This window comes from Burkholderia sp. 22313 (genome assembly GCF_052045245.1).
Lineage (GTDB): Bacteria > Pseudomonadota > Gammaproteobacteria > Burkholderiales > Burkholderiaceae > Burkholderia.
In genome coordinates this window covers 105,541-130,357 of sequence record NZ_JBQEON010000019.1, presented here as the reverse complement: position 1 = coordinate 130,357, position 24,817 = coordinate 105,541, and the positions used below count along the sequence as shown (strand labels likewise).

The 24,817-nt window shown below is 67.3% G+C and carries 22 protein-coding genes and 1 pseudogene; 13 read left to right on the top strand and 10 right to left on the bottom strand.

Annotated features, from left to right (window positions below; all coding sequences use genetic code 11):
* Nucleotides 1–158: 158 nt before the first annotated feature.
* On the top strand, nt 159–419 hold the full coding sequence (locus tag ACTJKF_RS17595) for a hypothetical protein (RefSeq protein ID WP_440624769.1): 261 nt from the start codon (nt 159–161) through the stop codon (nt 417–419).
* Between the two features lie 156 nt (nt 420–575).
* Here the strand turns inward: ACTJKF_RS17595 and hpnH are convergent, their stop codons facing one another.
* Nucleotides 576–1,736: an adenosyl-hopene transferase HpnH gene (gene hpnH / locus ACTJKF_RS17590; RefSeq protein WP_440624768.1), complete on the bottom strand. Its 1,161-nt coding sequence runs from the start codon at nt 1,734–1,736 to the stop codon at nt 576–578.
* Nucleotides 1,737–1,748: 12 nt separating this feature from the next.
* On the bottom strand, nt 1,749–2,690 hold the full coding sequence (gene ispH, locus ACTJKF_RS17585; protein ID WP_440624767.1) for a 4-hydroxy-3-methylbut-2-enyl diphosphate reductase: 942 nt from the start codon (nt 2,688–2,690) through the stop codon (nt 1,749–1,751).
* A 445-nt stretch (nt 2,691–3,135) separates the two neighbouring features.
* On the opposite strand from ispH, the gene ACTJKF_RS17580 reads away from it, so the two are divergent.
* Complete coding sequence (locus ACTJKF_RS17580) at nt 3,136–4,323, top strand: glycosyltransferase (RefSeq protein WP_440624766.1); 1,188 nt, start codon at nt 3,136–3,138, stop codon at nt 4,321–4,323.
* A gap of 108 nt (nt 4,324–4,431) precedes the next feature.
* Here the strand turns inward: ACTJKF_RS17580 and ACTJKF_RS17575 are convergent, their stop codons facing one another.
* Together ACTJKF_RS17575 and hpnA are read right to left on the bottom strand one after the other, a co-directional pair.
* Nucleotides 4,432–5,859: a phage tail protein gene (locus ACTJKF_RS17575; protein WP_440624765.1), complete on the bottom strand. Its 1,428-nt coding sequence runs from the start codon at nt 5,857–5,859 to the stop codon at nt 4,432–4,434.
* Between the two features lie 108 nt (nt 5,860–5,967).
* Complete coding sequence (gene hpnA, locus ACTJKF_RS17570) at nt 5,968–6,975, bottom strand: hopanoid-associated sugar epimerase (protein WP_006760929.1); 1,008 nt, start codon at nt 6,973–6,975, stop codon at nt 5,968–5,970.
* 220 nt (nt 6,976–7,195) lie between these two features.
* Between hpnA and ACTJKF_RS17565 the strand changes: the two genes are divergently transcribed.
* From ACTJKF_RS17565 to ACTJKF_RS17555, 3 genes are all read left to right on the top strand, one after another.
* Nucleotides 7,196–7,492, top strand: a complete 297-nt coding sequence (locus ACTJKF_RS17565; protein WP_440624764.1) for an acylphosphatase — start codon at nt 7,196–7,198, stop codon at nt 7,490–7,492.
* A 12-nt stretch (nt 7,493–7,504) separates the two neighbouring features.
* Nucleotides 7,505–8,404, top strand: a complete 900-nt coding sequence (gene rarD / locus ACTJKF_RS17560) for an EamA family transporter RarD (RefSeq protein ID WP_440624763.1) — start codon at nt 7,505–7,507, stop codon at nt 8,402–8,404.
* 406 nt (nt 8,405–8,810) lie between these two features.
* On the top strand, nt 8,811–9,935 hold the full coding sequence (locus ACTJKF_RS17555; RefSeq protein ID WP_440624762.1) for an OpgC domain-containing protein: 1,125 nt from the start codon (nt 8,811–8,813) through the stop codon (nt 9,933–9,935).
* 112 nt (nt 9,936–10,047) lie between these two features.
* Here ACTJKF_RS17555 and ACTJKF_RS17550 read toward each other — a convergent pair whose 3' ends face one another.
* A complete protein-coding gene (locus tag ACTJKF_RS17550) occupies nt 10,048–10,254 on the bottom strand; it encodes a hypothetical protein (RefSeq protein ID WP_440624761.1) in 207 nt (68 codons plus the stop codon).
* A gap of 120 nt (nt 10,255–10,374) precedes the next feature.
* Nucleotides 10,375–11,898, bottom strand: coding sequence for a peptide MFS transporter (locus ACTJKF_RS17545; protein ID WP_440624760.1), 1,524 nt, complete (start codon nt 11,896–11,898; stop codon nt 10,375–10,377).
* A gap of 501 nt (nt 11,899–12,399) precedes the next feature.
* On the opposite strand from ACTJKF_RS17545, the gene ACTJKF_RS17540 reads away from it, so the two are divergent.
* From ACTJKF_RS17540 to ACTJKF_RS17510, 7 genes are all read left to right on the top strand, one after another.
* Entirely contained in the window at nt 12,400–12,978 is a 579-nt protein-coding gene (locus tag ACTJKF_RS17540; protein WP_124498687.1) for a cupin domain-containing protein, read from the top strand.
* A 178-nt stretch (nt 12,979–13,156) separates the two neighbouring features.
* On the top strand, nt 13,157–14,767 hold the full coding sequence (locus ACTJKF_RS17535) for a peptide ABC transporter substrate-binding protein (RefSeq protein WP_440624759.1): 1,611 nt from the start codon (nt 13,157–13,159) through the stop codon (nt 14,765–14,767).
* Between the two features lie 11 nt (nt 14,768–14,778).
* Nucleotides 14,779–15,717: an ABC transporter permease subunit gene (locus tag ACTJKF_RS17530; RefSeq protein ID WP_440624758.1), complete on the top strand. Its 939-nt coding sequence runs from the start codon at nt 14,779–14,781 to the stop codon at nt 15,715–15,717.
* 13 nt (nt 15,718–15,730) lie between these two features.
* Nucleotides 15,731–16,633, top strand: coding sequence for an ABC transporter permease (locus tag ACTJKF_RS17525; RefSeq protein ID WP_440624757.1), 903 nt, complete (start codon nt 15,731–15,733; stop codon nt 16,631–16,633).
* A gap of 2 nt (nt 16,634–16,635) precedes the next feature.
* Nucleotides 16,636–17,637, top strand: coding sequence for an ABC transporter ATP-binding protein (locus tag ACTJKF_RS17520; RefSeq protein WP_440624756.1), 1,002 nt, complete (start codon nt 16,636–16,638; stop codon nt 17,635–17,637).
* Nucleotides 17,634–18,674, top strand: coding sequence for an ABC transporter ATP-binding protein (locus ACTJKF_RS17515; protein WP_440624755.1), 1,041 nt, complete (start codon nt 17,634–17,636; stop codon nt 18,672–18,674). Before ACTJKF_RS17520 ends, ACTJKF_RS17515 begins: the two co-directional genes overlap by 4 nt.
* A 159-nt stretch (nt 18,675–18,833) precedes the next feature.
* Nucleotides 18,834–20,306 (top strand): OprD family porin, encoded by a 1,473-nt coding sequence (locus tag ACTJKF_RS17510; RefSeq protein WP_440624754.1) that lies wholly within the window; start codon nt 18,834–18,836, stop codon nt 20,304–20,306.
* Between the two features lie 67 nt (nt 20,307–20,373).
* On the opposite strand, the gene ACTJKF_RS17505 is transcribed toward ACTJKF_RS17510, so the two are convergent.
* Entirely contained in the window at nt 20,374–21,366 is a 993-nt protein-coding gene (locus tag ACTJKF_RS17505; RefSeq protein ID WP_440624753.1) for a DedA family protein/thiosulfate sulfurtransferase GlpE, read from the bottom strand.
* A 163-nt stretch (nt 21,367–21,529) separates the two neighbouring features.
* Complete coding sequence (locus ACTJKF_RS17500) at nt 21,530–21,799, bottom strand: hypothetical protein (protein ID WP_040138862.1); 270 nt, start codon at nt 21,797–21,799, stop codon at nt 21,530–21,532.
* A 263-nt stretch (nt 21,800–22,062) separates the two neighbouring features.
* Here ACTJKF_RS17500 and ACTJKF_RS17495 point away from each other — a divergent pair.
* Nucleotides 22,063–22,295: pseudogene (locus tag ACTJKF_RS17495) on the top strand (GNAT family N-acetyltransferase); the annotation flags it as partial.
* A gap of 174 nt (nt 22,296–22,469) precedes the next feature.
* Here ACTJKF_RS17495 and ACTJKF_RS17490 read toward each other — a convergent pair.
* On the bottom strand, nt 22,470–22,721 hold the full coding sequence (locus tag ACTJKF_RS17490; protein ID WP_440624752.1) for a DUF4148 domain-containing protein: 252 nt from the start codon (nt 22,719–22,721) through the stop codon (nt 22,470–22,472).
* 436 nt (nt 22,722–23,157) lie between these two features.
* On the bottom strand, nt 23,158–24,561 hold the full coding sequence (locus ACTJKF_RS17485) for a GntP family permease (protein ID WP_440624751.1): 1,404 nt from the start codon (nt 24,559–24,561) through the stop codon (nt 23,158–23,160).
* Between the last annotated feature and the right edge of the window lie 256 nt (nt 24,562–24,817).

The window sequence follows — 24,817 nt, the reverse complement described above, 5'->3', positions numbered from 1 at the left end:
TGCGCCGAGTTTCATACGCGTCCAATTTCGCGGGGCGGGCACTCGCCGTCTAATGTCATGACGGGAACCGGACGGGTTCGGTCGATGACGATCCATCCTCGCGTTTGCGACGATCATGCGTGTCGGCGCGAACGCATTCGTTTCGTTCAGGAGGAGCGATGGCGCTATACAAGATCGGCGGCTACTTCACGTGCGGAAGCGGCCGTGCATTCAGCGAGACGCTGCCGCCCGGCAGCGAAGTGACGATCGCGGGCATCTATCGATGCACCGTCTGCGGCGACGAGATCGGTATCGCGCAGTGGCAGGCGTTGCCGTCCGAGGACGCACATCGGCACGATCTCGATCCGCCGTCCGATCCGCTGCTCGATCCCGGTCCGACCGCATGGCAGCTGATCGCGGCGGCGGAGTCGCGGCACTGAGCGAGCGGCGTTCGCATGCGCATGCCGCTGCATGCCCGGTGCGCACCGGCCCATCACGACGTCCGTCAAAAACAAAAGCGCCACGGAGCGAACTCCGTGGCGCTTTCTGGTTGCCTGCCTGCGCGGAGGCGCCAGCCCCCGCGTAGCGAAACCCGCTTAAGCCGCCGTTGCCGGCTTCGCCGGCTTCTGCAGCTTGCCCTTGCCGGCGCGCTGGATTTCCTCGAGCTTGATCTCGACGTGGCGCGAGAACACGTACTCGGCCGGACGCTGCTTCGCGATCGAGATGTCCGGTGCGAACGGGCCGTCGGTCTTGATGCCCTTCTTGCTCACGCGCAGCGCCTTCAGCGGATGCGCGATCGTGTCCATCACGGCGGTGGCTTCGAAGCCGCAGTGGACCATGCAGTCCGCGCACTTCTCGTAGTTGCCGACCCCGTAGTTGTCCCAGTTCGTGTCTTCCATCAGTTCCTTGAAGGTCTTCACGTAACCTTCGCCGACCAGATAGCACGGCTTCTGCCAGCCGAACACGGTGCGCGCCGGGTTGCCCCACGGCGTGCACTTGTACGTCTGGTTGCCGGCCAGGAAGTCGAGGAACAGCGACGACTGGCTGAACGACCAGCGCTTGCCGCCTTCGCCGCGCTTCAGGATTTCGCGGAACAGGTTCTTCGTCTTGTCGCGGTTCAGGAAGTGCTGCTGATCCGGCGCGCGCTCGTAGGCGTAGCCCGGCGACACGGTGATGCCGTCGACGCCGATCGGGCCCAGCGTGTCGAAGAACTTCGCGACGCGCTCGGGGATCGCATCGTTGAACAGCGTGCAGTTGATGTTCACGCGGAAGCCGCGGCGCTTCGCTTCCTTGATGGCCGCGACCGCCTTGTCGTACACGCCTTCCTGCGACACGGAATGGTCGTGCATCTCCTGGTCGCCGTCGAGGTGGACCGACCACACGAAGTACGGATTCGGCTCGTAGTCGTCCATCTTCTTTTCCATCAGGAGCGCGTTCGTGCACAGGTACACGAATTTCTTGCGCTTCATGATGCCCTTGACGATTTCCGGCATCTCCTTGTGGAGCAGCGGCTCGCCGCCGGCGATCGACACGATGGGTGCGCCGCACTCGTCGACGGCTTCCAGGCATTCCTCGATGGACAGGCGCTGGTTCAGGATCGGGTCCGGATAGTCGATCTTGCCGCAGCCGTTACAGGCGAGGTTGCAGCGAAACAGCGGCTCGAGCATCAGCGCGAGCGGATAGCGTTTGTTGCCGGACAGATGTTGACGCATGATGTATGCGCCGACGCGGACTTGCTGGAGCAGCGGAATAGACAAGAGATGTCCTCCTTAAACTTCGCGGGCGACAGCTTGCGTAAGCTTCGCCGGCAACTTGAATTCGACTTTTTCCTCACGGCCCGCCATCGTCGTGACATCGACGGGCCCCAGCGCGCGCAGCGCGCCGATCACATCCTCAACCATTTCCTCGGGTGCCGACGCGCCAGCGGTCAGGCCGACCGTCTGCACGCCCGCGAACCATTCGGCCTTCACTTCCGAGCCGTCGGCGACGAGATAGCTCGGTACACCGCTTTCGGTGCCGATCTCGCGCAGGCGGTTCGAGTTCGAGCTGTTCGTCGCACCGACGACCAGCAGCACGTCGACCTGGCCGCTCAGCTCGCGCACGGCGGCCTGGCGGTTTTGCGTCGCGTAGCAGATGTCGCGCGTGTCCGGGCCGACGATGTCGGTGAACCGGCGCTGCAGCGCTTCGATGATGCCGCGCGTGTCGTCGACCGACAGCGTCGTTTGCGTGACGTACGCGACCGGCGTATCGGCCGGCAGCGTCAGCGTATCGACTTCGGCCTCGCTCTGCACGAGGACGACCTCGGCCGGAATCTGGCCGATCGTGCCTTCGACTTCCGGATGGCCCGCGTGGCCGATCAGGATCAGCCGTCGGCCCGCCGCGACGTACTGGCGGCCCTGCACGTGCACTTTCGTGACGAGCGGGCAGGTTGCGTCCAGCACGTCGAGCCCGCGCGTTTGAGCGTCGTGTTCGACCTTCTGGGCGACACCGTGCGCGCTGAAGATCGCAACGGCGCCGTGAGGCACCTCGTCGAGCTCCTCAACAAATCGCGCCCCTTTTTCACGCAGGTTTTCGACGACATGCCGGTTATGCACGATCTCATGACGCACATAGACCGGCGCGCCGTGCTGTTGCAGCGCGCGATCGACAATCTCGATGGCACGGACAACCCCCGCACAGAAGCCGCGGGGCTGGGCAAGGATGACTCGCATAAGTGAGCGAACTCCGACGACAGACGCCGGGGTTCAAGGAGCTGGCACCGCTCGCTCGCCCCGGCTTGATGTTATGAAGGCAGGAAACGAACCGGCCAGGCCAGGCCCCGGAACCCCGAATTAATCGCGCATTTTAACCCTATCGGGCAGTCCTTGCTTTGGTGCCGTTCCGGCGGTGTTGCATTCGGCGCAGAGCCCCGTCGGCACTCGCGCGCGCGGAACCCGGTAAACTGCGCGGTTTCGCGGGCAGCTTGTCCGGCTGCCCGCCGTCGCGCTCGTTTCAAGGCTATTCGATGACCGTCGATTCTTACGCGTATTGCCCTGCCGCCCGTGCGGTCATGGGCGTTTTCACTCCGACCCCGATTGTGGCCGGACGCTTCGCCGCCACGTGCGGCCGGACCGTTCGCGCCAGTGTCCGCGCCGGTGTCCGGCAGGAGGCCCGCCGATGATGCTGGCGATTTCCTTCCTGGTGTCCGGCCTGTCGCTGCTGATCTGGATCGTGCTGCTCGTCGCGCGCGGCGGCTTCTGGCGCGCGCGGCCCGCGCGGCCGTTGCCGCCCGATGCGCGCGGCGCGGCGGCCGAAGCCGGGTGGCCGGCCGTCGTCGCGGTCGTGCCGGCCCGCAACGAGGCCGACGTGATTGCGCGAGCGGCGACGTCGCTGCTCGAGCAGGACTATCCGGGCGAGTTTCATCTGATCATCGTCGACGACCACAGCGACGACGGCACCGCCGACGCGGCCCGCGCGGCCGCGCTCGCGATCAACCGCGCCGATCGCCTGACGGTGCTGGCCGCGAAGCCGCTGCCGGCCGGCTGGTCGGGCAAGGTGTGGGCGCAGTCGCAGGGCATCGCCGCGGTGCGCACGCTCGGGCTGCCGGCCGACTACCTGCTGCTGACGGATGCCGACATCGGCCATCCGCCCGACGCCGTGGCCCAGCTCGTCACGCGCGCGCAGGCCGAGCAGCGCGACCTGGTGTCGCTGATGGTGCGGCTGCGTTGCGATTCGTTCTGGGAAAAGGCACTGATCCCGGCGTTCGTGTTCTTCTTCGCGAAGCTCTATCCGTTCTCGTGGATCAACAATCCGCGCAACCGGACGGCCGGCGCGGCGGGCGGCTGCATGCTGGTCAAGCGCAGCGCGCTCGAGGAGGCGGGCGGCATCGAATCGATTCGCGGCGCGCTGATCGACGACTGCAGCCTTGCCGCGCAGATCAAGCATCGCGGCAGCGGCCGGCATCCGATCCGGCTCGACCTGGCCGACCGCAGCGTGTCGCTGCGTCCGTACGACAGCTGGCGCGACATCTGGAACATGATCGCGCGCACCGCGTTCACGCAGCTTCACTATTCGCCGCTGCTGCTCGCCGGCACGCTGCTCGGGATGACGATCATCTACCTCGTGCCGCCGGTGGCCGCGCTCGCATACGGCGCGCGCGCCTGGCCGGCGTGGCTCGCGTGGGCGTCGATGTGCGCCGCGTATGCGCCGATGCTGCGCTACTACCGGCGCTCGCCGCTGTGGGCGCCGGCGTTGCCGCTGATCGCGCTGTTCTACGTCGGCGCGACGTTCGCGTCCGCGTGGCGCTACTGGCGCGGCAAGGGCGGCCAGTGGAAGGCGCGCGTGCAGGCGCCGGTGGAGCGCTGAAACGAATGACGCCGGCGCAAGCCGGCTGCCCTCCGGACTTCGGAAAGCAAACAGCCCGATCGGTGTGAACCGGTCGGGCTGTTTCGTTTGCGGCGGTGCCGCGCGTGCTTACCGCTGCGTCAGCATCATGTACATCTGGATCACGACGTCCGGCGAGAACGTGAACGGCACCCAGCCGTAGCCGGTGTGACGCGCGACCAGCAGGCGGTCGCCGTTCGACTGCTTCTGCACGGCCATCATCGGGTTCTTCGTCGTCACGAAGCGCCAGCCGGCCGGGATGCCGGGCGGCGGCTCCGGCTGCATCGACGCGCGCGCATGCGCGAGTTCCTCGATCAGCTGGCTCAACTGCTCCGGATGCAGGGTCATCGACTGACCGTTGATGCTCAGCGTCAGCGCGTTCTGCGACGGGCGCGCGACGTGCAGCGTCGCCTTCTCGGCCGGGGCATCCGCTACTTCGGCCGCGGGCGCGACCTCGATCGCGGTGCCGGCCGCGGTTGCATCGACAACGGCGGTGCCGGTGTCGGCCGGCGCTGCCGCGCGTTCTTCGGCGACAGCGACCGGCTCGGCTGCGTGCGCCGCCGGCTCGACTGCGGGCTCGACCGCGGGCTCGATGGCCGGTTCGATGACTTCGGCCGCGACAGCCGTCGCGGTGGCGGAGGCGGCCGCGTTCGTCGCGGCGTCCTTCACGACGGCTTCGACCAGCGCTTCGGCGTCGGCGATCGCCTTCGCATGACGCTCGGCAGCCGCTTCGGCCTGCGCGATCGCTTCGGTGTGGCGTTGCGTGACGGCTTCAGCCTCGGCGGTCGCCTCTGCGTGGCGGTGTGCAGCCGCGTCCGCTTGCGCGATCGCGGCGGCGTGGCGCTGCGTGATCGCTTCGGCTTCGGCAGTCGCATCGGCGTGGCGACGCGCGGCGGCTTCGGCTTCGGCGATCGCCTGCGCATGACGTTGCGCGAGCGCTTCGGCCTCGGCGATCGCGGCGGCGTGGCGCTGCGTCGCGGCTTCGGCTTCGGCGGTCGCTTCCGCATGGCGCCGCGCGGCGGCTTCGGCCACCGTGGTGGCGGCTGCGTGACGCTGCGCGGCCGCGTCCGCTTCGGTCGCGGCGGCGTGATGACGTTGCGCGGCGGCCTCGGCTTCGGCGATCGCCGCCGCATGACGCTGCGACGCGGCTTCGGCATCCGCGTGACGCTGCGCGAGCGCTTCGGTCAGCGCGGTCGCTTCCGCGTGACGCTGGACGGCGGCTTCGGCTTGCGCGGTGGCTTCGGTGTGGCGTTGGCCGGCGGCCTCGGCCGCGGCGGTGGCGTCGGCGTGGCGCTGCTGCGCGGCTTCGGCGTCGGCGGCGGCAGCCGTGTGGCGCTGCGCGGCGGCCTGCGCTTCGGTTTCAGCCGCGGCGTGACGTTCTGCGGCGGCCTGGGCTTCCGCGGCGGCGGCGCGCGCGAAGGCTTCCGCGCTGCGTGCCGCCTGCTGCGCGGCGTGGTGATCGTGGAGGAGCTGATCGACGCCCGCGTTGAGCGAATCGATCTGATCGTTCAGGTTCATGCGTGTCTTCTCTGCGTAAGACCCGCGATTTTAACCGCTGCGCCGGTGCCGGTCCGTCAGCGACGTGTAACAAAGTGCGCAAAGCGGCGTGAGGCACGCCGCTTTGTGTTACTTCAGGTAGCCCGCCGAGCCGAACCAGTCGAGCGCGTCGCGCAGCCCTTCGCGGTACGGACGCGCGCGGTAGCCGAGCTCGCGCTCCGCCTTCGCGGACGTGAAATACATCTTGTTCTTCGACATCCGCAACCCGTCGACCGTCACGAACGGCTCTTTCTTCGTGAACTTCGCGACGGCCTCCGCGCCGAGCGCGAGCGGGTAGAGCGGCCAGCGCGGCAGCGCGATCGTCGGCGCCTTGCGGCCCGTCATCTGCGCGATGTCGGCGAGCATCTGCTGCAGCGGCAGGTTCTCGCCGCCGAGGATGTAGCGTTCGCCGATCCGGCCGCGCTCGAGCGCGAGGAAGTGGCCGTGCGCGACGTCGTCGACGTGCACGAGGTTCAGGCCGGTATCGACGAACGCGGGAATCTTGCCGAGCGCGGCCTCGACGATGATGCGGCCGGTCGGCGTCGGCTTCACGTCGCGCGGGCCGATCGGCGTCGACGGGTTGACGATCACGGCCGGCAGCCCTTCGTCGGCGATCATCCGCTCGACCGCACGCTCGGCCAGCACCTTGCTGCGCTTGTACACGCCGATCGCCTGCTCGGCGGTCAGCGGCCGGTTCTCGTCGGACGGATCGCCGGCGCTCGTGACCTTGAGCGTCGCGACGCTGCTCGTGTAGACGATCCGTTCGACGCCTTCGGCACGTGCCGCGCGCATCGTCGCGACCGCGCCTTCGAGGTTCGCGCGCTCGATCTCGTCCGGATCCGGCGCCCACAGCCGGTAGTCGGCCGCCACGTGCAGCAGGTAGCGCACGCCGCGCAGCGCGGCGCGCATCGACGTCTCGTCGCGCATGTCGCCGGTGACGATCTCGGCGTCGAGATCCGCGACGTTCGTGCGCGGGCTGGTCGGGCGCACCAGCACGCGCACCGCATAGCCTTTCTGCTGCGCGATGCGTGCGACGGCCGAGCCGACGAAACCGGACGCGCCGGTGACGAGAACGAGATCGCGGGAGGTGTCAGTCATGCGTTTCCTTCGGGGCCGCGCGGGCGGCGCGGCGGTTGTGCGTCGGCGAGATTGTACGTGGTCGGCGCGCCCGGCGACGGGCGCCGTCCTCCGGCACGCGCGCAACGCCGGGCAGCAAACCCGCCGCCGCGTGCGGCCGGCCCGCCGCGCCTGTGTGCGAAGCGGCCGACGCGACTACAATGCCGGGCTTGAATGGAATGCACGACGGGAGGGCGACGCGATGAGCCGCAATGAACTGGACGAACGGATCGAGACTTACTACGTGCGGGTGCGCGGCGTCGTGCAGGGCGTCGGTTTCCGTCACGCGACGGTGCGCGAGGCACATGCGCTGAAGCTGCGCGGCTGGGTCGCGAATCTCGAGGACGGCAGTGTCGAGGCGATGATCCAGGGGCCCGGCGCGCAGATCGACCGGATGCTCGCATGGCTGCGCCACGGGCCGCCGGCCGCGCGCGTGACCGAGGTCACGTTCGAGGAGCGTCAGGTCGAACGGCGCTTCGAGCGCTTCCAGCAGCAGTAAGGCTAAAACAACATGACGGGGTATCCGGAGGCCGGGCGCGGGATCATGCTGTCGGTGATGGCGTCGACGCTGTTCGCGCTGATGTCCGCTTACGCGAAACTGCTCGCGCCGCTCACGGGCCTCGACATCTTCGCGTGGCGCATCCTGTGGACCGTGCCGGGCGCGCTCGCGCTGATCGCGCTGCGCGGCCGCTGGCCGGCCCTCGTCGAACTGGCGCGGCGCAGCGTGCGCGACTGGCGCCTGCTGATCGCACTGCCGGTGAGCGCGGCGCTGCTCGGCCTGCAGCTGTGGCTGTTCCTGTGGGCGCCGCTGCACGGGCGCATGCTCGAAGTGTCGCTCGGCTATTTCCTGCTGCCGCTGACGATGGTGCTCGTCGGCCGCTTCTACTATCACGAACGGCTCGATCCGCTGCAATGGGCGGCGGTCGCGTGCGCGGCGCTCGGCGTCGCGCACGAGGTGTGGGCGACGCGCGCGTTCGCATGGCCGACGCTCGTCGTCGCGTTCGGCTATCCGCCGTATTTCGTGCTGCGCCGCCGGATCAACGCCGATTCGCTGGCCGCGTTCGCGCTCGAGATCGTGCTGCTGTGCCCGGTCGCGCTCGCGATGATATCGACGAGCCCGACACCGGTCGGCAACCGTCCGCTGCTGTGGGCCGCGCTGCTGCCGGGGCTCGGCGTGCTCAGCACGCTCGCGCTCGCGAGCTACCTGAAGGCGAGCCGGATGCTGCCGATGGCGCTGTTCGGGATCCTCGGCTACGTCGAGCCCGTGCTGCTCGTCGCCGTGTCGCTGCTGCTGCTCGGCGAGACGCTGAGCGTCGCGCAGCTCGCGACCTACGGGCCGATCTGGGTCGCCGTCGCGCTGACCGCGTGGCACAGCGCGATGCTGATGCGGCGCCTGCCGGCGCGCGGGTGAGCGCGGTGGAGCGCGCTTGAGCGTCGTTGCGCTCGACACGACGGCAGCACGCAACGTGCCGCGCATCGCGCGTTCCCTCGGTTGAATCTCGCGATGCTGGCGCCGAACTGGCATCGCGCTGACATCAGTCTGGCCGCGTTGCCACTTCTGTATCGTCGATGTCATCCTCGTAATCGAACAGAAGATTTCGTTGCACTTTGTTACTTAGGGTATCCCCCGACCGGCCGTTAGACTGACCTGACCGCCTTCTCTTCGTATGCAGCTTTTTCATGAACGGTCATCTCCGTGCCGGGCCGGCCGGGTTGGCGCGATGCGAGCATACGCGTATCGCCGCTGATCGCGCTCGACTTCTCCTTTCCGAATCTTCCCCCGGTGCGCGCCGCACCGACGTCGCGCAGGTGCGGCCATGTCGATGAGCGCGCCGTCGCCTGTCACGGTCCCGCCGGCGCGCGGCGGCCGCCTGATCGAAGTCGATTTCTTCCGCGGAATCGTGTTGCTGATGATCGTCGTCGATCACATCGGCGCGAGCGTGCTGTCGCGCGTGACGCTTCACGCATTCGCGCTGTGCGACGCGGCCGAGGTGTTCGTGTTCCTCGGCGGCTTCGCGACCGCGAGCGCGTATGGCGCAATCGCCGACCGTCACGGCACGCGCGCCGCGCAGCGGCGGTTCGTGCGCCGCGCGATGCAGATCTATCGCGCGTTCCTCGCGACGTCGACGCTGATGCTGGTCGTATCCGTCGTGCTCGACCATTACGGAATCGACGCGCCGAACCTCGCGCTCGACGACGTCAGCGTGATGCTCGCCTCGCCGCTCACCGGCCTTGCCGAACTGCTCACCTTCCAGCGCCAGCCGTACCTCGCATCGGTGCTGCCGATGTATGTGCTGTTCGCGCTCGCGTCGCCGGTGATCGTGCCGTTCGCGCGCCGCCATCCGTGGCTGCTCGTCGCGTTCAGCGCGGCGTCGTGGCTCGCGGCCGGCTGGCTCGGCCCCGAATTGCTCGACACCGATTCGTTCCGCTGGAGTTTCAATCCGTTCGCGTGGCAGCTGATGTTCGTCGCCGGCGTGCTCGCGCGGTGCCAGCCTTTTTACCGGCACATCGCGCTCGGGCGCTGGAGCGCCGCGGCGACCGGCGTCGCGTGCGCGATCGTGCTCGGCTGCGCGAGCTACAAGCTGTTCTCGGGGCTGCCGGTGCCCGAAGGCCTGCTCAAGCGCGATCTGGCGCTGCCGCGCATCGTGAGCTTCGCGGCGGTGGCATGGCTGATGGCCGACTGCGTGCGCCACGGCTGGATCGCGCGCATCGCGCGGGCCGTGCAGCCCGTCGTCGCGGTCGGCCGGCGCGGGTTGATCTGCTTCGTCGCCGGCGCGGCGATCTCGCTCGTCATCGATTCGCTGCTGCATCCGGTCGCGAACGGTGCCGAGCTGCGGCACATCGGCGTGGGCCTCGCGGCCGACGCATGCGCGGTCGGGCTGATGATGGCCGTGGCGGGTTCGGGAACGTGGTTCGCGCGCTGGCGCGGCACGGCTGCGTGAGCGGCGCGGGAAAGCGGGAAAGCGGGAAAGGCGGAAAGGCGGAAAGGCGGAAAGGCGGAAAGGCGGAAAGGCAGACGAGCGGCACGCACGGTGCCGCGCGGCGTCGATGCGGTCAGTGAGGTGAGCCGATACGGGAGCGGGGGGCGGTGGTCGCGTCGTCGGATTCGGCGTCGTCGGGTTCGTCGGACTTCGGATCGTCCTGCTGCGCGAGCACCGCGTCGGCTTCGGCCGCGGCCCGGGCGGCGCGCAATGCGGTGCAGCGCTGCGCGTGCCGGATGTCCGACAGTATCCTCAAGAGCCGAGTCGTTTTGCTTTTCATGAGCGTCTCCCGCCAGTGCGCATCGCGTCGAAGCGGATGCGCCGTTGCAACCAGTGTAGGACGTGCTGGCCGCGCCGGCGGGAGAATGTGGCGTGCAGGCCGCACGCCGAGGGATAGTACTTACTGTGCCGAGGCCAGTGCCGGCGCCTGACCGGCTTCTTCCTCGCGGCGCGCTTCCGCGCAACGCTGATGCTGGCGCGACAGGCGGTTCATCATCGGCAGCAGCAGCAGCGCGAGCAGCATGCCGATCGCGGCGAGCCAGCCGAGCTTCTCGAACAGCGACAGGTACAGCGGCAGCGATTCGGTGGCCGGCAGGTCGTGCGACGGCATCTGCGCGAAGTTCGCGACGACGCTGCCGAGATACTGCGACACACCCGTCGCGACGAAATACGCACCCATCATGAAGCCGCTCATGCGCGCCGGCACGTAGCGGGCGATCATCGCGAGGCCGAGGCCGCTCACCAGCAGTTCGCCGAGCGAGTAGAGGCCGTAGCCCCACACCATGAACCACGACGACACGCGGCCGTCCACCGCGTAGCGGCCGCTGATCGTGAACACCAGGTAGCCGGCGGCCACCGCGCCGAAGCCGAACGCGTACTTCGCGGCGACCGGCAGGTCACGGCCGCTCTTCGAGAACGCGTTGTAGATCCACACGAGCACCGGGCTCAGCATCATGATCCAGATCGGGTTCAGTGCCTGGAACTGCGCGGCGCTCCACGTGAACAGCGTCGTGCCGAACAGGATGAAGCGCGGATCGACGTTGCGCAGTGCGAACAGCGTCAACGACGTCGACATCTGCACGTAGAAGATGAAGAACAGAATCACCTGGCCGATCAGCACGAGCGCCGCGATCAGGCCCGCGCGCTCCGAACGCTCCGACTTCGCGATCATGTACGCGAAGATCGCGAGGATCGCGAACGCTGCCGTCCACACGCTCGCGACCGCGAGCTGCTTGTGCTGCAGCACGTACAGCGTGATCAGCGCGAGCGCGACACCGCCTGCCACCACGCCGCCGAGGCGCTTCCAGCGGATCGGCTGGTCGTCGGGCTGCGAGCCGATGTGCGCGAGCGTGCGGTGCATCAGCATGAAGTTCAGGATCGCGAGCAGCATGCCGGCGGCGCAGACCGCGAATGCGGTGTGCCAGCCCCAGTGATCCTTGATCCACGGCGTCGCGAGCATCGACACGGTCGAGCCGATGTTGACCGCCATGTAGTAGATCGTGAATGCGCTGTCGATGCGCGCATCGTCGCCTTCGTAGATGCGGCGCACGAGGTTCGCCGCGTTGGCCTTGAACAGGCCGTTGCCGACGACGATCACGCCGAGCGACGCATACATGTATGCGAGCGCGTCGTTCGGGACCGCCAGCATCACGTAGCCGGCGCACAGCACGGCCGCGCCGATGATCATCGTGCGACGGGCGCCGAGCACCTTGTCGCCGATCCAGCCGCCGATCGACGGCGACGCGTAGACGAGCGCGGTAAACGCGCCCCAGGTCAGGTTCGCATGGCTATCGGTGAAACCGAGCCGGTCGACCATGAAGAGGACCAGGAGCGCGGCCATGCCGTAGTAGCCGAAGCGCTCCCACATTTCGATGAGGAAGACCGTCGTAAACGATCGGGTTTGTGAAACAGGTGCGTGCATCATCAATCTCGTCTGAAACGGACGGCGCGGATCGCGCGTCGCCTTTTGGGGGTCGAACTGGCGCCGGAGCACGATGGCCGGGTAGGCTTTGCGTCGGCGATGGAGCGGTCGGGCGGGTTAGCCCGGGCCGGGGTCGGACTCCGCCTGGCGAGGCGGGGCGCGGCCCCGACCGGCGCGCGAATGGTAACGTTTGCCGGTCCGGTGCGTCAGGTCCGCGCCACTCAGGGAAACTCCCGATATGGCAGCAGCTTTCAGGAACATTTGTCTCATCATTTATTTGTAAGCTTTGCGCCCGTTCTCCGCAGATTCCCGGAGAGCCGCTTGCAGCTTGCCTGTGAAGCCGGCGAGTCTGGCAAGATAGCGCGTCGTTTCGCTCGCTTCGGGCCCTGTTTAGTGCACCGGGCTCAACACCGAAGACGTGTGCGAACCCGAAGATTAAGCTATCTCGAATTAACTTAGTTACTTTCCATCAAACATTTTTTGACGACCACTTTTCGGCCTGCTATGGTTCCCCCCACTGAAAACTCGCGATCGGCAGACGCTGTCGCACTCGGCAGCAAGATTCGCGCGTTGCGCCAACGACTGAAGCGCACGCTCGACGACACCGCTACCGCCGCGGGGATTTCGAAGCCGTTTCTGTCTCAAGTCGAGCGCGGGCTCGCGTCGCCGTCGTTGACGTCGCTGGCCGGTATCGCACAGGCGCTCGGTGTGACGGTGCAGTACTTCGTGGATACGCCGAGCGAGGAACGCTCGGTCTGCAGGGGCGAGCAGTTGCGCTTCTTCGGATTCGCCGATTCGGCGAACCTGTTCGCGAGGCTGACGAACGTGACCGAAGGGCGTCAGCTCGAGGCGATCCTCGTGCGGATGCCGCCGGGGCAGAAGCGGTCGGAGGTGACGACACATGCAGGAGAGGAATTCCTGTACGTGATTGAAGGGGAAGTGTCGCTGACGCTGGAAGGCAAGACGTTCGTCCTGCAGGCCGGCGACAGTTCGCACTATCAGTCGACGGTCCCGCACAGCTGGGTCAACACCGCGAAGATCGAGTCGGTGGTGGTCTGGGTCGGTACGCCGCGACTGTTCTAACGCACGGGTATTCCTTCGTTTCTTCGACGGGATGCCTGTCGAAATGAACGTAAGGAATACTAAGATGCAATACGAGAATCACGGGCCTCCTCAATCGCTGTACCCGTCAGCGTCTCACGCGTAAGCCGCGGCATTCGCCGCGCGACGCACACCGAACAACCTTCTCAAGACTGCCACGATGAAATCCTTGCATGCCATGTCGGCCGTGCTGGCCGCGCTCGCCCTGACGCCCGCCGCTCACGCCGTGAACGTTCCGTCGAACGTCGCGCTCGCTCCTCAGCAGGACCTGACGCGCCAGGTGCCCGCCGAAGTCGAGTCGCTCGATCCGGCGCACATCGAATCGTGGACCGGCAACACGATCGGCCTCGACCTGTTCGAAGGGCTCGCCCGCATCGACGCGGCCGGCCAGGTCGTGCCGGGCGTCGCACTGTCGTGGGAGCGCAAGGCGCCGCAGACGTGGATCTTCAAGCTGCGCCACGACGCGAAGTGGAGCAACGGCCAGCCGGTGACGGCCGCCGATTTCGTTTATTCGTGGCAGCGCCTCGTCGATCCGAAGACGGGCTCGAAGTACACGATCCTCGTCGAGTTCATCAAGAACTCGAAGGACATCATCGCCGGCAAGGCCGCACCGTCGACGCTCGCCGTGCGCGCGGTCGACCCGTACACGCTGGAAGTGACGACCGACGTGCCGGTCGCGTTCTTCCCCGAGCTGACCGCGATGGCGCCGCTCGCACCGGTGAACAAGGACACCGTCGCGAAGTTCGGCGACGCATGGACGCGCCCCGGCAACATCGTCAGCAACGGCGCGTACCAGCTCGCCGACTGGCAGCCGAACAACCGCATCGTCGCGACCAAGGACGCGAAGTACTGGAACGCGTCGAAGGTCGTGATCAACAAGGTCACGTACCTGCCGATCGAAAGCGATGAAACGGCGATGCGCATGTACCAGGCCGGCCAGATCGACTACAGCTACTCGATCCCGTCGGGCATCTTCCAGCAGGTCAGCAAGCAGTTCGGCGGCGAACTGCGCCCGGGCCTGCAGCTCGCGACCTACTACTACTACCTGAACAACAGCGACGCGGCGCTGAAGGACAAGCGCGTGCGCCAGGCGCTGTCGATGGTGATCGATCGCGACGTGCTGACGTCGAAGCTCACGCAGGCCGGCGAGAAGCCGATGTACGGGCTGATGCCGAACGGCACGAAGGGCGTGCAGCCGTTCACGCCGGAATGGGCGTCGTGGCCGATGGCCAAGCGCGTCGCGACCGCGAAGGACCTGCTGAAGCAGGCCGGCTACTCGGACGCGAAGCCGCTGTCGTTCACGCTCACGTACAACACCAACGACCTGCACAAGAAGGTCGCCCTGTTCACCGCATCGGAGTGGCGCACGAAGCTCGGCATCAACACCAGGCTCGAGAACGTCGAGTTCAAGGTGCTGATGAAGGAGCGGCATGACGGCAAGGTGCAGATCGCGCGCGACGGCTGGTTCGCCGACTACAACGACGCGATGACCTTCTTCGACCTGATCCGCTGCGGCAGCTCGCAGAACACCGTCGGCTACTGCAACAAGCAGATGGACACGCTCGTCGAAGACGGCAACCAGAAGCTCGACGACAAGGCGCGCGCCGCGCTGCTCACGCAGGCGCACGACATGGCGATGAACGACACGCCGATGGTGCCGCTGTTCCAGTACTCGGCCGACCGTCTCGTGAAGCCCTACGTGGGCGGCTATTCGCTGAAGAACGTGATCGACATGCGTGCTTCGCAGGACATGTACCTGATCAAGCACTGAGCGGAGCGATCATGCTGGCCTACGCACTGAGACGCACGTTGTGGGCGGTGCCGACGATTCTCGCCGTCATCACCGTCTGCTACCTGCTGCTGCATTTCACGCCCGGCGGTCCGTTCGATACGGAGAAGCAGCTGTCCGCGGCGACGCTCGCGAACCTGAACGCGAAGTACCACCTCGACGAGCCGCTGTGGAAGCAGTACCTGCTGTATCTCGGTTCGCTGCTGCACGGCGATCTCGGCCCGTCGTTCCGCTACGTCGACTGGTCGGTGAACGATCTCGTGAAGAAGGCGCTGCCCGTGAGTCTCGGCGTGGGCGGCGTGTCGATCCCGATCTCGATCGGGTTCGGCGTGCTGCTCGGCACCGTCGCGGCCGTGCGCCGCGACAGCCTGATCGACCGCTTCGTGATGCTGATCGGCAACTTCGGCAACGTCGTGCCGCCGTTCGTGCTCGGCCCGGTGCTGGTCTGGATCTTCGCGATCCTGCTGAAGACGTCGGCCGGCAACGGCTGGCTGCCGGCCGGCGGCTGGGGCGATGGCGGCTGGCGGTACCGGCTGCTGCCGATCGTGCTGCTGACCCTCATCAACGTGTCGCTGCTCGCACGCGTGATGCGCGGCTCGATGATCGAGACGCTGTCGAGCAACTACATCCGCACCGCGCGCGCGAAGGGCCTGCCGGGTTCGACGATCGTGCTGCGTCACGCGCTCAAGCCCGCGCTGATGCCGGTCGTGTCGCTGTTCGGCACGGTCTGCATCTCGTCGATCACGGCGGCCGTCGTCACCGAATCGGTGTTCGCGCTGCCGGGGCTCGGGCAGCTCGTCGTGAACGGCGCAATCAACCGCGACTACACGCTGGTGCTCGGCCTCGTCGTGCTGACGACCGTCTGTGCCGTGCTGTTCAACCTGCTGGTCGACCTCGCGTACGCGTGGCTCGATCCGCGCATCCGTTATTGAGCGAGGCACCGCGATGACTCCGACTACTCCCGTCGTCAGTCTGCCCGTGCAGACCGACTCGCCGCCGCGTTCGCGCTCGCCGCTCGAGCTCGCGTTCGCGCGCTTCCTTCACAACCGTGCGGCGGTGTTCAGCCTCGTGCTGCTCGCGCTGATCACGCTCGCGTGTTTCGTCGGCCCGTGGCTGCTCGCGGCCGATCCCGCCGCGAGCGACTGGGGCTCGATCAGCCTGCCGCCGACGCTCGCGAACCAGCACTGGTTCGGCACCGACGAACTCGGCCGCGACCTGCTCGTGCGCACGCTGATCGGCGGGCGCGTGTCGATCGAGGTCGGCCTGCTCGGCACGCTGGTGTCCGGCCTGTTCGGCGTCGCGTGGGGTGCGACCGCCGGCTTCGCGGGCGGCCGTGTCGATTCCGCGATGATGCGCGTCGTCGACATGATGTACGCGATCCCGTACCTGCTGATCGCGATCCTGATGATGACCCTGTTCGGCCGCTCGTTCATGCTGGTCGTGCTGACCATCAGCGCGTTCTCGTGGATCGACATGGCGCGCGTCGTGCGCGGCCAGACGCTGTCGCTGCGCAATCGCGAGTTCGTCGACGCGGCGCGCGCGATCGGCGTGTCGCCGGCGTCGATCGTGCTGCGCCACGTCGTGCCGAACCTGCTCGGCGTGGTCGTGGTGTACGCAACCGTGTCGGTGCCGAACATCGTGCTGACCGAATCGGTGCTGTCGTTCCTCGGCCTCGGCGTGCAGGAGCCGATGACGAGCTGGGGCGTGCTGATCCAGGACGGCGCGCAGAAACTGGAATCGATGCCGTGGCTGCTGCTGGCACCGGCCGTCATGCTGTGCGTGACGCTCTACTGCGTGAACTTCGTTGGCGACGGCCTGCGTGACGCGCTCGACCCGAAGGATCGCTGAAGATGGCTGCCCTGCTAGAAGTGGAAAACCTCGGCGTGCGCTTCTCGCGCAAGGACGCGCCGCCGATCGATGCCGTCAGCGGCGTGTCGTTCTCGCTCGAAGCCGGCAAGACGCTCGGCATCGTCGGCGAATCGGGCTCGGGCAAGAGCCAGACGGTCATGGCGCTGCTCGGCCTGCTGGCCGGCAACGGCGCGACGACCGGCACCGCACGCTATCGCGGCGACAACCTGCTCGAGATGGATACGCGCGCACTGAACGCGGTGCGCGGCGACCGGATCGCGATGATCTTCCAGGATCCGATGACGTCGCTCAATCCGTTCCTGACGATCGAGCGGCAGATGACCGAAACGCTGCAGCTGCATCGCAAGCTGTCGCGCAAGGAGGCGACGAAGCGCGCGATCGAGGCGCTCGAATCCGTGCGGATCCCCGACGCGGCGCGCCGCATCCGCATGTATCCGCACGAGTTCTCCGGCGGCATGCGCCAGCGCGTGATGATCGCGATGGCCTTGCTGTCCGAGCCGGAAATCCTGATCGCCGACGAGCCGACCACCGCGCTCGACGTGACCGTGCAGGCGCAGATCATCGACCTGCTGCGCGAGCTGAACCGCGAGCGCGGCACCGCGATCGTGCTGATCACGCACGACATGGGCGTGGTCGCCGGGCTCGCGGACGACGTGATGGTCATGTATGCCGGCCGCACCGTCGAATACGCACCGGCCGAGTCGATCTTCGCGGCGCCGTCGCATCCGTACACGATCGGCCTGCTCAACGCGCTGCCGCGCCTGACCGACGCGGACGACGCGCCGCTCGTCGCGATTCCCGGCAATCCGCCGATGCCCGGCACCGCGCCGGCCGGCTGCGCGTTCGCGAAACGCTGCACGTATGCGCAGGCGCGCTGCGGTGACGCACGCCCCGCGCTCGAAACCTATGGCGCGGTGGGCGCGGTGGGCGCGGTGCGCGCGTGCCACCGGCCGCTGGCCGATCTGACGGGAGGTCTGCGATGAGCGTCGATGAACGCCGCCATGCCGGCGAGACGGGCACGACGGGCGATACGTTGCTGTCCGTCGAGGATCTGAAGGTGCATTTCCGGGTGCCGCTCGGCGGCTATCCGTGGTCGCCGAAGGGCACGCTGCGCGCGGTCGACGGCGTGTCGTTCGACGTGAAGCGCGGCGAGACGGTCGGACTCGTCGGCGAGTCGGGCTGCGGGAAGTCGACACTCGCGCGTGCGCTGATCGGCCTCGTGCCGATGACGGCCGGCACGGTGCGCTGGCGCGGCCAGGCCGTCGCGCCCGATCACCTGCGCGGCACCGCGATGCGCCGCGAAGTGCAGATGATCTTCCAGGATCCGCTCGCGTCGCTCGATCCGCGCATGACGATCGAACAGGTCGTCGCGGAGCCGCTCGTCACGCACCACGCGGGCCTCGGCCGCACCGAAGTGCGGCGCCGCGTGATCGCGATGCTCGAGCGCGTCGGCCTGAACGCGCATCACCTGCTGCGCTACCCGCATGAATTCTCCGGCGGGCAGTGCCAGCGCGTCGGCATCGCGCGTGCGCTGATCGGCGAGCCGAAGCTCGTGATCTGCGACGAACCCGTGTCGGCACTCGACGTGTCGATCCAGGCGCAGATCGTGAACCTGCTGCGCGATCTGCAACGCGAACTGTCGTTGTCCTATCTGTTCGTCGCGCACGACCTGGCGGTGGTGAAGGCCATCAGCCAGCGCGTGCTCGTGATGTATCTCGGCCGCGTGATGGAGTTCGGCACGCGGCATGACGTGTACGGCGTGCCGCAGCACCCGTACACGAAGGCGCTGCTCGATGCGGCGCCGACGCCGGAGCCGGCGCGCGAGCGTGCTCGCCGTCCGATGCTGCTGGCGGGCGAGATGCCGTCGCCGCTCAACCCGCCGTCCGGCTGCGCGTTCCGCACGCGCTGTCCGGTCGCGATCGACGCGTGCGCGCGGGACGTGCCGCTGCCGGAAGTGCGGCACGGCTCGGCGGCGCGGGTCGCGTGCATCCGGGCGGGTGTGGCGGATGTGGCGGCGTGAAGTGACGCAGCAAACATAACCAGGCAGGTCAACAGGGTAGGGTGCGGCGCGAACGATCTTCGCGCCGCGGGAAAAGGCGCGTCCTTAACCGGGCTCGCCGGGGGGCCGGAAGCGGATCGCAACTGGCGTGGACGACATCAACACAAGACGAGAATGACGATGAAAAAGCAAAAGACGATCGGGACGGCATCGAGAATGCTGCTTGCATGGGGCCTCCCGGCGCTCGCCGGCGTATCGCTGACCGGCGTCGCGCACGCCGACGACGCAGCTCCCGCACCGCTGACGGTCGCGCAGGCCGCGCCGTCAGCGGGGGCGGTCACGTCGGTTGCGCAGGCAATGACCCCGAACGCCATTGTCAACGCCGAGGCGCAGCAGGCCGTCACGCCGCCGGACGAGCCGTCGGCACAGTCGAAGTCGAACGGCTTCATCGCCGACAGCCATCTGAACTTCCTGTTCCGCAACTATGCGGACACGCTCGACAACAAGGGCGGACCGCATCGTCACGCGTGGGTCCAGGGCGCGATGGCGAACTTCGAGTCGGGCTTCACGACCGGCCTGATCGGTATCGGTTTCGACGCGTCGCTGTATGCGGCGCTGAAGCTCGACGGCGGCGCGGGCGCAGGCAGCATGGTGCACATCGCGAAGGGCGGCGGCGGTTCGAATCAGCTCGCGTGGGCCTATCCGGGCGTCTACGACGTGAAGGCACGGATTTCGAACACGGTGGTCAAGTACGGTCTGCAGGCCGTCGACAACCCGTTCATGGAGCAGCACGACAACCGTGCGCTGCCGCCGACGTTCCTCGGTGCGACGATCGTCAGCAACGAATTCAAGAACGTGATGCTCGAAGCCGGCAGCTTCACGAAGAACGACGCGCGCGGCCATACGACGCTCACGAACCTCACGACGCAATACGGCGGCACGCGCATCAACCGCCTGACCTACGTTGGCGGCACGTGGGACTATGCGCCGAACGGCGAAGTCGCGCTGTACGCGAACCAGGCCGACGACGTGTGGCACCAGTACTACGCGTCGGTGAAGCACAGCATCGGCGATGCGAAGTCGATCAAGTGGACCGGCTTTGGTAACGTTTACTCGACGCACGATACGGGCGACGCGCTGCAGGGCAAGATCGACAACAACGCGTACAGCCTGTCGCTGGCCGCGCAGCACGGTCCGCACGAGCTGTTGCTCGGCTACCAGCAGATCCTCGGCGACCAGTTCTTCGACTACCTGAACGAAACGAACGGCATCTTCCTGGCGAACTCGATGGACGTCGACTACAACGCGCCGCACGAAAAATCGCTGCAGCTGCGTTATACGTTCTACGGCAAGGAAGCGGGCCTGCCGGGCTTCAAGGCGATGGTCTGGGGCGTGACGGGCTGGGGCGCGGACGCCAGCGCTGGGGCCGCGAACGACCCGAGCAAGTCGAGCATCTACTGGAGCAACGGCGCGCCGGTGCAGGGCCGTCACCACGAGTTCGGCTTCATCCCGTCGTACACGTTCCAGAGCGGCAAGCTGAAGGACACGAAGGTCACGTTCATCGCGATGTGGCACACCGGTTCCGCTCACTACTCGGACGCGACCAACAAGGAGTATCGCCTGGTCGTGAACGTGCCGCTGCACGCGTTCTGATCGACGGGGGACGCCGCGTCCCCCGCGGGTTTTTCCGTTTCGCGCGGCCGGCCTGTCGCCCGAGTGCTCAGGCCGGCTTGTGCAACTCCGCCACCGGATCGTTTGCGGCCGGGGTGTCATCCACCAGCGACGTGAGCTGGCGGCCGGTGTCGCGCCACGCGTCGAGGCCACCGCGCAGCGGCAGCGCATCGGTGAAGCCTGCGTCGAGCAGGCGCTTGGCCATCAGTGCGGCCGTCACTTCATTCGGGCACGAACAGTACACGACGAACTTCTGCGTGAACGGGTAGCGCGCGACGATGTCCTCGATGTGCCGTTCGTCCGCGAACTGCGCACCGGGAATCGTGAACGGATCGAGCTTGCGGTGCTCCGGCGAGCGCACGTCGAGCACCACCGGCGCGGACGCGTCGCGCAGCCGCAGTTCGAGCTCGTCGACGCCGATCCGCGCGGTCGCGAGCTGGCGGATCAGTGCACGGCGGCGCATCCAGCGCACGGCCGCATAGACGGCCAGCAGCGCGACGATCACCAGCAGCACCGCGCGGCCGAGCCGGCTCGCGCCGGCGAACAGCCAGTCGATCTGCTTGTAGAACACGAGCCCGGCGACGAGCCCGACGATCGTCCACAGCGCGGCGCCCAGCGCATCGTAGCCGGCGAAGGTGCGATAGCGCGTGCCGAGCGCGCCCGCCATCGGCACCGAGACCAGCGACAGCCCGGGAATGAAGCGTGCTACCGCGAGCACGCGCACGCCGTAGCGGCCGAAGAATCGTTCGGTCTTCTTCACGCAGGTATCGCGCGACAGCGACAGCCGGCAGATCGTCTTCAGCGTCGTGCCGCCGTAGCGCCGCCCGGCGAGGTACCACGCGGTGTCGCCGATCAGCGCGCCGAACACCGACATCGCCAGCACCGTCAGGAGCTGCGAGCCGATCATCGCCGGATGCATCGCGGCCATCGCGCCGAACAGCACGAGCGTCGGCATGGCCGGCACCGGCAGGCCGATGGCCGCCGCGAGCACGTTGGCGAAGACGAGAAGCGGCCCGTATTGGGCGACGAGGTCACGGAGCATGACGGCTGGCCGAAAAGGAAGCGCGTGGTGGGAATGCGCAGATGGGCCGATTATCGGCCATTTTCAACCGGGCGGCGGGGAATGACGAAAAGCGCCTGACGGCGGCAGGGAGATGCAGGCGGATCGGTGAGCCGGTGCGTTGCGCGCGGCTCACTGGTTGACATCAGGACGGGGTGCGGGCGAGCGATGCCGCGCCGTGGTTTTCGCCGGGCAGCTCGGCGCCGTGCGAGCGGATCGCCGCGATCAGTTCGGCCGGCGTGATCTCGTAGCGGACCTCGCGGTGAATGCCGGGCTTGCGTTCGTCGATCTCGATCAGCAGCACGCTCTTGCCGTCGCCGGTCGATTCGAGCCGGAGCGAGCGCAGTTCGCGGCCGTCGGCCGGATCGTGTTCGGTGAGCAGGGTCATTGCCCCGGATGAGCCGGTAGTGCGCATCGAACCTATCCTCGTTTCGTGGGTGCCGGGTTGGCGAAGATGTCATTGTTGAATGCAGCTTGACGCAGTTTAACGCGAACGGGCCGCGACACGGAGCATTTTCGTGCGCGCGCAATGGGGGCTGCGCCAGCCATCCGTCGGATGGTTGGCCCGTTTCACAACCCTATGACGAATGCGTGCAATCGGAGAGTCTCGAAGGCTTACCGGCACGACATCGAAGCCCGATCCGGGGCTGTCGCGTGCGGCTTCGATCCGGGACCCTCATGGCCAACATCACGATTCGACACAGCGAGACGAAAGATATCGACGCGATCGGCAGATCGCCGCGGCCCCGGCCGTCTATGCGAACACGCTGCAGGCGCCGTTCCCGTCGTTCGAAAAATGGGCGCAACGCATCGACGGCAGACGCGAACGGGGTTTGAGCCTCGTCGCCGAGTTCGACGGTGAGGTGGTCGGCCATCTCGGGCTTACGCCGGAACAGAATCCGCGGCGGCGCGCACGATGCGTCGGTCAGGTCTGTCGTGAAGCAGGTCGACGGGGTGTGCGCGAAGCTGCCTGCCGCGGATCCGCAGGCAGCGGCATGCGTGAAACCGAATCAGCCGATGAAGGCGTGATGATGTGAGGGGGCGCGTGCGGATGGGCGAGGAAGCCGGGGGAGCGCATGCCGCGATTACTGGCTCGACTCCGACGATCCACCGCGATTGCCGCCATACCCGGCACCCTGCTCGCGGGCGATCTTCGCTTCGGCGGACTCGATGCTGGCTGGATAGAACCAGTCGCTCGGCTGGAAGCCGGCCTGCTTGAGCGCTTTCACTTCGGCGTGGACTTGCGCGCGCGTGAGCGGCGGGTTCGACTGCGCGTGCGCGGCCAGCGGCGCAGATACGGCAAGGGCAATGGCAACGGCATGAATCAGGCGCTTCATGATGGGAGTCTCCAGGTTTCCGACTGGGCGGCCGGCCTTCATTCGGCGAAGCGGCCGCGGTGGAAAACAGTGTAGGCGCGGCCGCGCGCGGGAAAAATGCGATCGCTCCCAACGCAGTGTTCTGCTGCCGGCAACAATGGACGGGGGTGGGGCCAGAGGGCGGGGCGTGGCGGGCCGTGACGGATGCCGGGTAATCCGGGCCGCGTGCGGCGGTGTCGCGCCGAGCGGTTCCGGTCGGTCGGGGAGGGAGGGCAATCCGGCGGGGATGAATTCCGGCGATCTGCCCAGGTCTGCATTGACGCTGTCGCCTTGCGGCGATGCCTGGCCTGTCGAACCGGCGTGACGAACAGCGGAAGGCGTGAGGGACGAAGCGTCGGCCGCGTCGATGCGACCGGCAAGGTCGGGCGGCGCTCGGTGTGCCGCCCGATGCGCAGGCTTACACGAGGCCCGTGGTGTAGTACACGGCGATCACGAAGAACACCGCGAGCGTCTTGATCACGGTGACCGCGAAGATGTCGCGATACGACTCGCGGTGCGTGAGGCCCGTGACCGCGAGCAGCGTGATGACCGCGCCGTTGTGCGGCAGCGTGTCCATGCCACCGCTGGCCATCGCGACGACCCGATGCAGCACTTCAAGCGGAATGTTGGCCGCCTGCGCACCCTTGATGAACAGGTCCGACATCGCGGCGAGCGCGATGCTCATGCCGCCCGATGCGGAACCGGTGATGCCGGCGAGCGAGCTGACCGACACGGCGGCGTTGACGAGCGGGTTCGGAATGTTCTTCAGCGCATCGCCGACCACGAGGAAGCCGGGCAGCGCGGCGATCACGCCGCCGAAGCCGTATTCCGACGCGGTGTTCATCGCGGCGAGCAGCGCACCGCCGACGGCGGCCTTCGAGCCGGCCGCGAAATGGTCGCTGACGCGCTTGAATGCGGTCAGCACCACCAGCACGACGCCGAGCAGCAGCGCGGCCTCGACCGACCAGATCGCGACGACTGTCTTGATCGATGTCGTGATCGGCGCATGCACGCCAGGCAGCACGTCCGGCGCGACCGTATACGATGCGGCGCCGTACCACTGCGGAATCAGCTTCGTGAACGCGAAGTTCGACCCGCCGACGAGGATCAATGGCAGCATCGCAAGCGCGGGATGCGGCAGCGACGTCGCCTCGACGCGCTCCGGCTCGTTGACGAGCGACGTGCCATAGCCTTCGCCCTTTGCCATGGCCGAACGGCGGCGCCATTCCAGATAGGTGAGGCCGACGACGATGATGAACAGCGAGCCGATCGTGCCGAGCGCGGGCGCGGCCCAGGCGGTCGTCTTGAAGAACGTGGTCGGGATGATGTTCTGGATCTGCGGCGTGCCGGGCAGCGAGTCCATCGTGAACGAGAACGCGCCGAGCGCGATCGCGCCGGGCATCAGCCGTTTCGGAATGTTGCTCTGGCGATAGAGTTCGGCCGCGAACGGATACACCGCGAACACCACGACGAACAGCGACACGCCGCCATAGGTGAGCAGTGCGCACACCGCGACGATCACCGCATTCGCGCGCGAGCGGCCGATATAGCGGATCGCGGCATGGACGATCGATTCGGAGAACCCGGACAGTTCGATCACCTTGCCGAACACGGCGCCGAGCATGAATACCGGGAAATAGAGTTTGACGAAGCCGACCATCTTCTCCATGAAGATGCCGGAGAACACCGGTGCGACGGCGGCGGGCTCGGTCAGCAGGACCGCGCCGAGCGCGGCGATCGGCGCGAACAGGATCACGCTGTAGCCGCGATACGCGGCAAACATCAGGAACGCCAGCGCGGCGAGGACGATCACGAAAGACAAGGGAGTCTCCTAATGGCTTTGAATGGCTTTGGTTGTTGTTCGATCGCGGGACGCGCCGCGGACCGGCTCAGGTTCGTGCAGGTTTCGTGCCATCGGCCGGATTGCGCCGCCGGACATGGATCCGACGCCGGCCGGCGGGCCTGCGCCGGCCAATGTCTGACGATTCTACATAAATCGTCTCCATTCGGAGACGAATCGGCCGTCAGGACAGCCCATGAAATCGGGCAGGGCTTTCCCGGACAAGGCATTCCGGCGT

What these genes read in the sequence shown, in the direction of transcription:
- ACTJKF_RS17505 (WP_440624753.1), bottom strand. Translation starts at nt 21,366, where the DNA reads ATGCTCCGTGACCTCGTCGCCCAATACGGGCCGCTTCTCGTCTTCGCC.
- ACTJKF_RS17530 (WP_440624758.1), top strand. Translation starts at nt 14,779, where the DNA reads ATGCTGGCCTACGCACTGAGACGCACGTTGTGGGCGGTGCCGACGATT.
- ACTJKF_RS17580 (WP_440624766.1), top strand. Translation starts at nt 3,136, where the DNA reads ATGATGCTGGCGATTTCCTTCCTGGTGTCCGGCCTGTCGCTGCTGATC.
- ACTJKF_RS17535 (WP_440624759.1), top strand. Translation starts at nt 13,157, where the DNA reads ATGAAATCCTTGCATGCCATGTCGGCCGTGCTGGCCGCGCTCGCCCTG.
- ACTJKF_RS17515 (WP_440624755.1), top strand. Translation starts at nt 17,634, where the DNA reads ATGAGCGTCGATGAACGCCGCCATGCCGGCGAGACGGGCACGACGGGC.
- hpnA (WP_006760929.1), bottom strand. Translation starts at nt 6,975, where the DNA reads ATGACTGACACCTCCCGCGATCTCGTTCTCGTCACCGGCGCGTCCGGT.
- ACTJKF_RS17500 (WP_040138862.1), bottom strand. Translation starts at nt 21,799, where the DNA reads ATGCGCACTACCGGCTCATCCGGGGCAATGACCCTGCTCACCGAACAC.
- ACTJKF_RS17565 (WP_440624764.1), top strand. Translation starts at nt 7,196, where the DNA reads ATGAGCCGCAATGAACTGGACGAACGGATCGAGACTTACTACGTGCGG.
- ACTJKF_RS17545 (WP_440624760.1), bottom strand. Translation starts at nt 11,898, where the DNA reads ATGATGCACGCACCTGTTTCACAAACCCGATCGTTTACGACGGTCTTC.
- ACTJKF_RS17520 (WP_440624756.1), top strand. Translation starts at nt 16,636, where the DNA reads ATGGCTGCCCTGCTAGAAGTGGAAAACCTCGGCGTGCGCTTCTCGCGC.
- ispH (WP_440624767.1), bottom strand. Translation starts at nt 2,690, where the DNA reads ATGCGAGTCATCCTTGCCCAGCCCCGCGGCTTCTGTGCGGGGGTTGTC.
- ACTJKF_RS17550 (WP_440624761.1), bottom strand. Translation starts at nt 10,254, where the DNA reads ATGAAAAGCAAAACGACTCGGCTCTTGAGGATACTGTCGGACATCCGG.
- ACTJKF_RS17555 (WP_440624762.1), top strand. Translation starts at nt 8,811, where the DNA reads ATGTCGATGAGCGCGCCGTCGCCTGTCACGGTCCCGCCGGCGCGCGGC.
- ACTJKF_RS17490 (WP_440624752.1), bottom strand. Translation starts at nt 22,721, where the DNA reads ATGAAGCGCCTGATTCATGCCGTTGCCATTGCCCTTGCCGTATCTGCG.
- ACTJKF_RS17575 (WP_440624765.1), bottom strand. Translation starts at nt 5,859, where the DNA reads ATGAACCTGAACGATCAGATCGATTCGCTCAACGCGGGCGTCGATCAG.
- ACTJKF_RS17540 (WP_124498687.1), top strand. Translation starts at nt 12,400, where the DNA reads ATGGTTCCCCCCACTGAAAACTCGCGATCGGCAGACGCTGTCGCACTC.
- ACTJKF_RS17510 (WP_440624754.1), top strand. Translation starts at nt 18,834, where the DNA reads ATGAAAAAGCAAAAGACGATCGGGACGGCATCGAGAATGCTGCTTGCA.
- rarD (WP_440624763.1), top strand. Translation starts at nt 7,505, where the DNA reads ATGACGGGGTATCCGGAGGCCGGGCGCGGGATCATGCTGTCGGTGATG.
- ACTJKF_RS17525 (WP_440624757.1), top strand. Translation starts at nt 15,731, where the DNA reads ATGACTCCGACTACTCCCGTCGTCAGTCTGCCCGTGCAGACCGACTCG.
- ACTJKF_RS17595 (WP_440624769.1), top strand. Translation starts at nt 159, where the DNA reads ATGGCGCTATACAAGATCGGCGGCTACTTCACGTGCGGAAGCGGCCGT.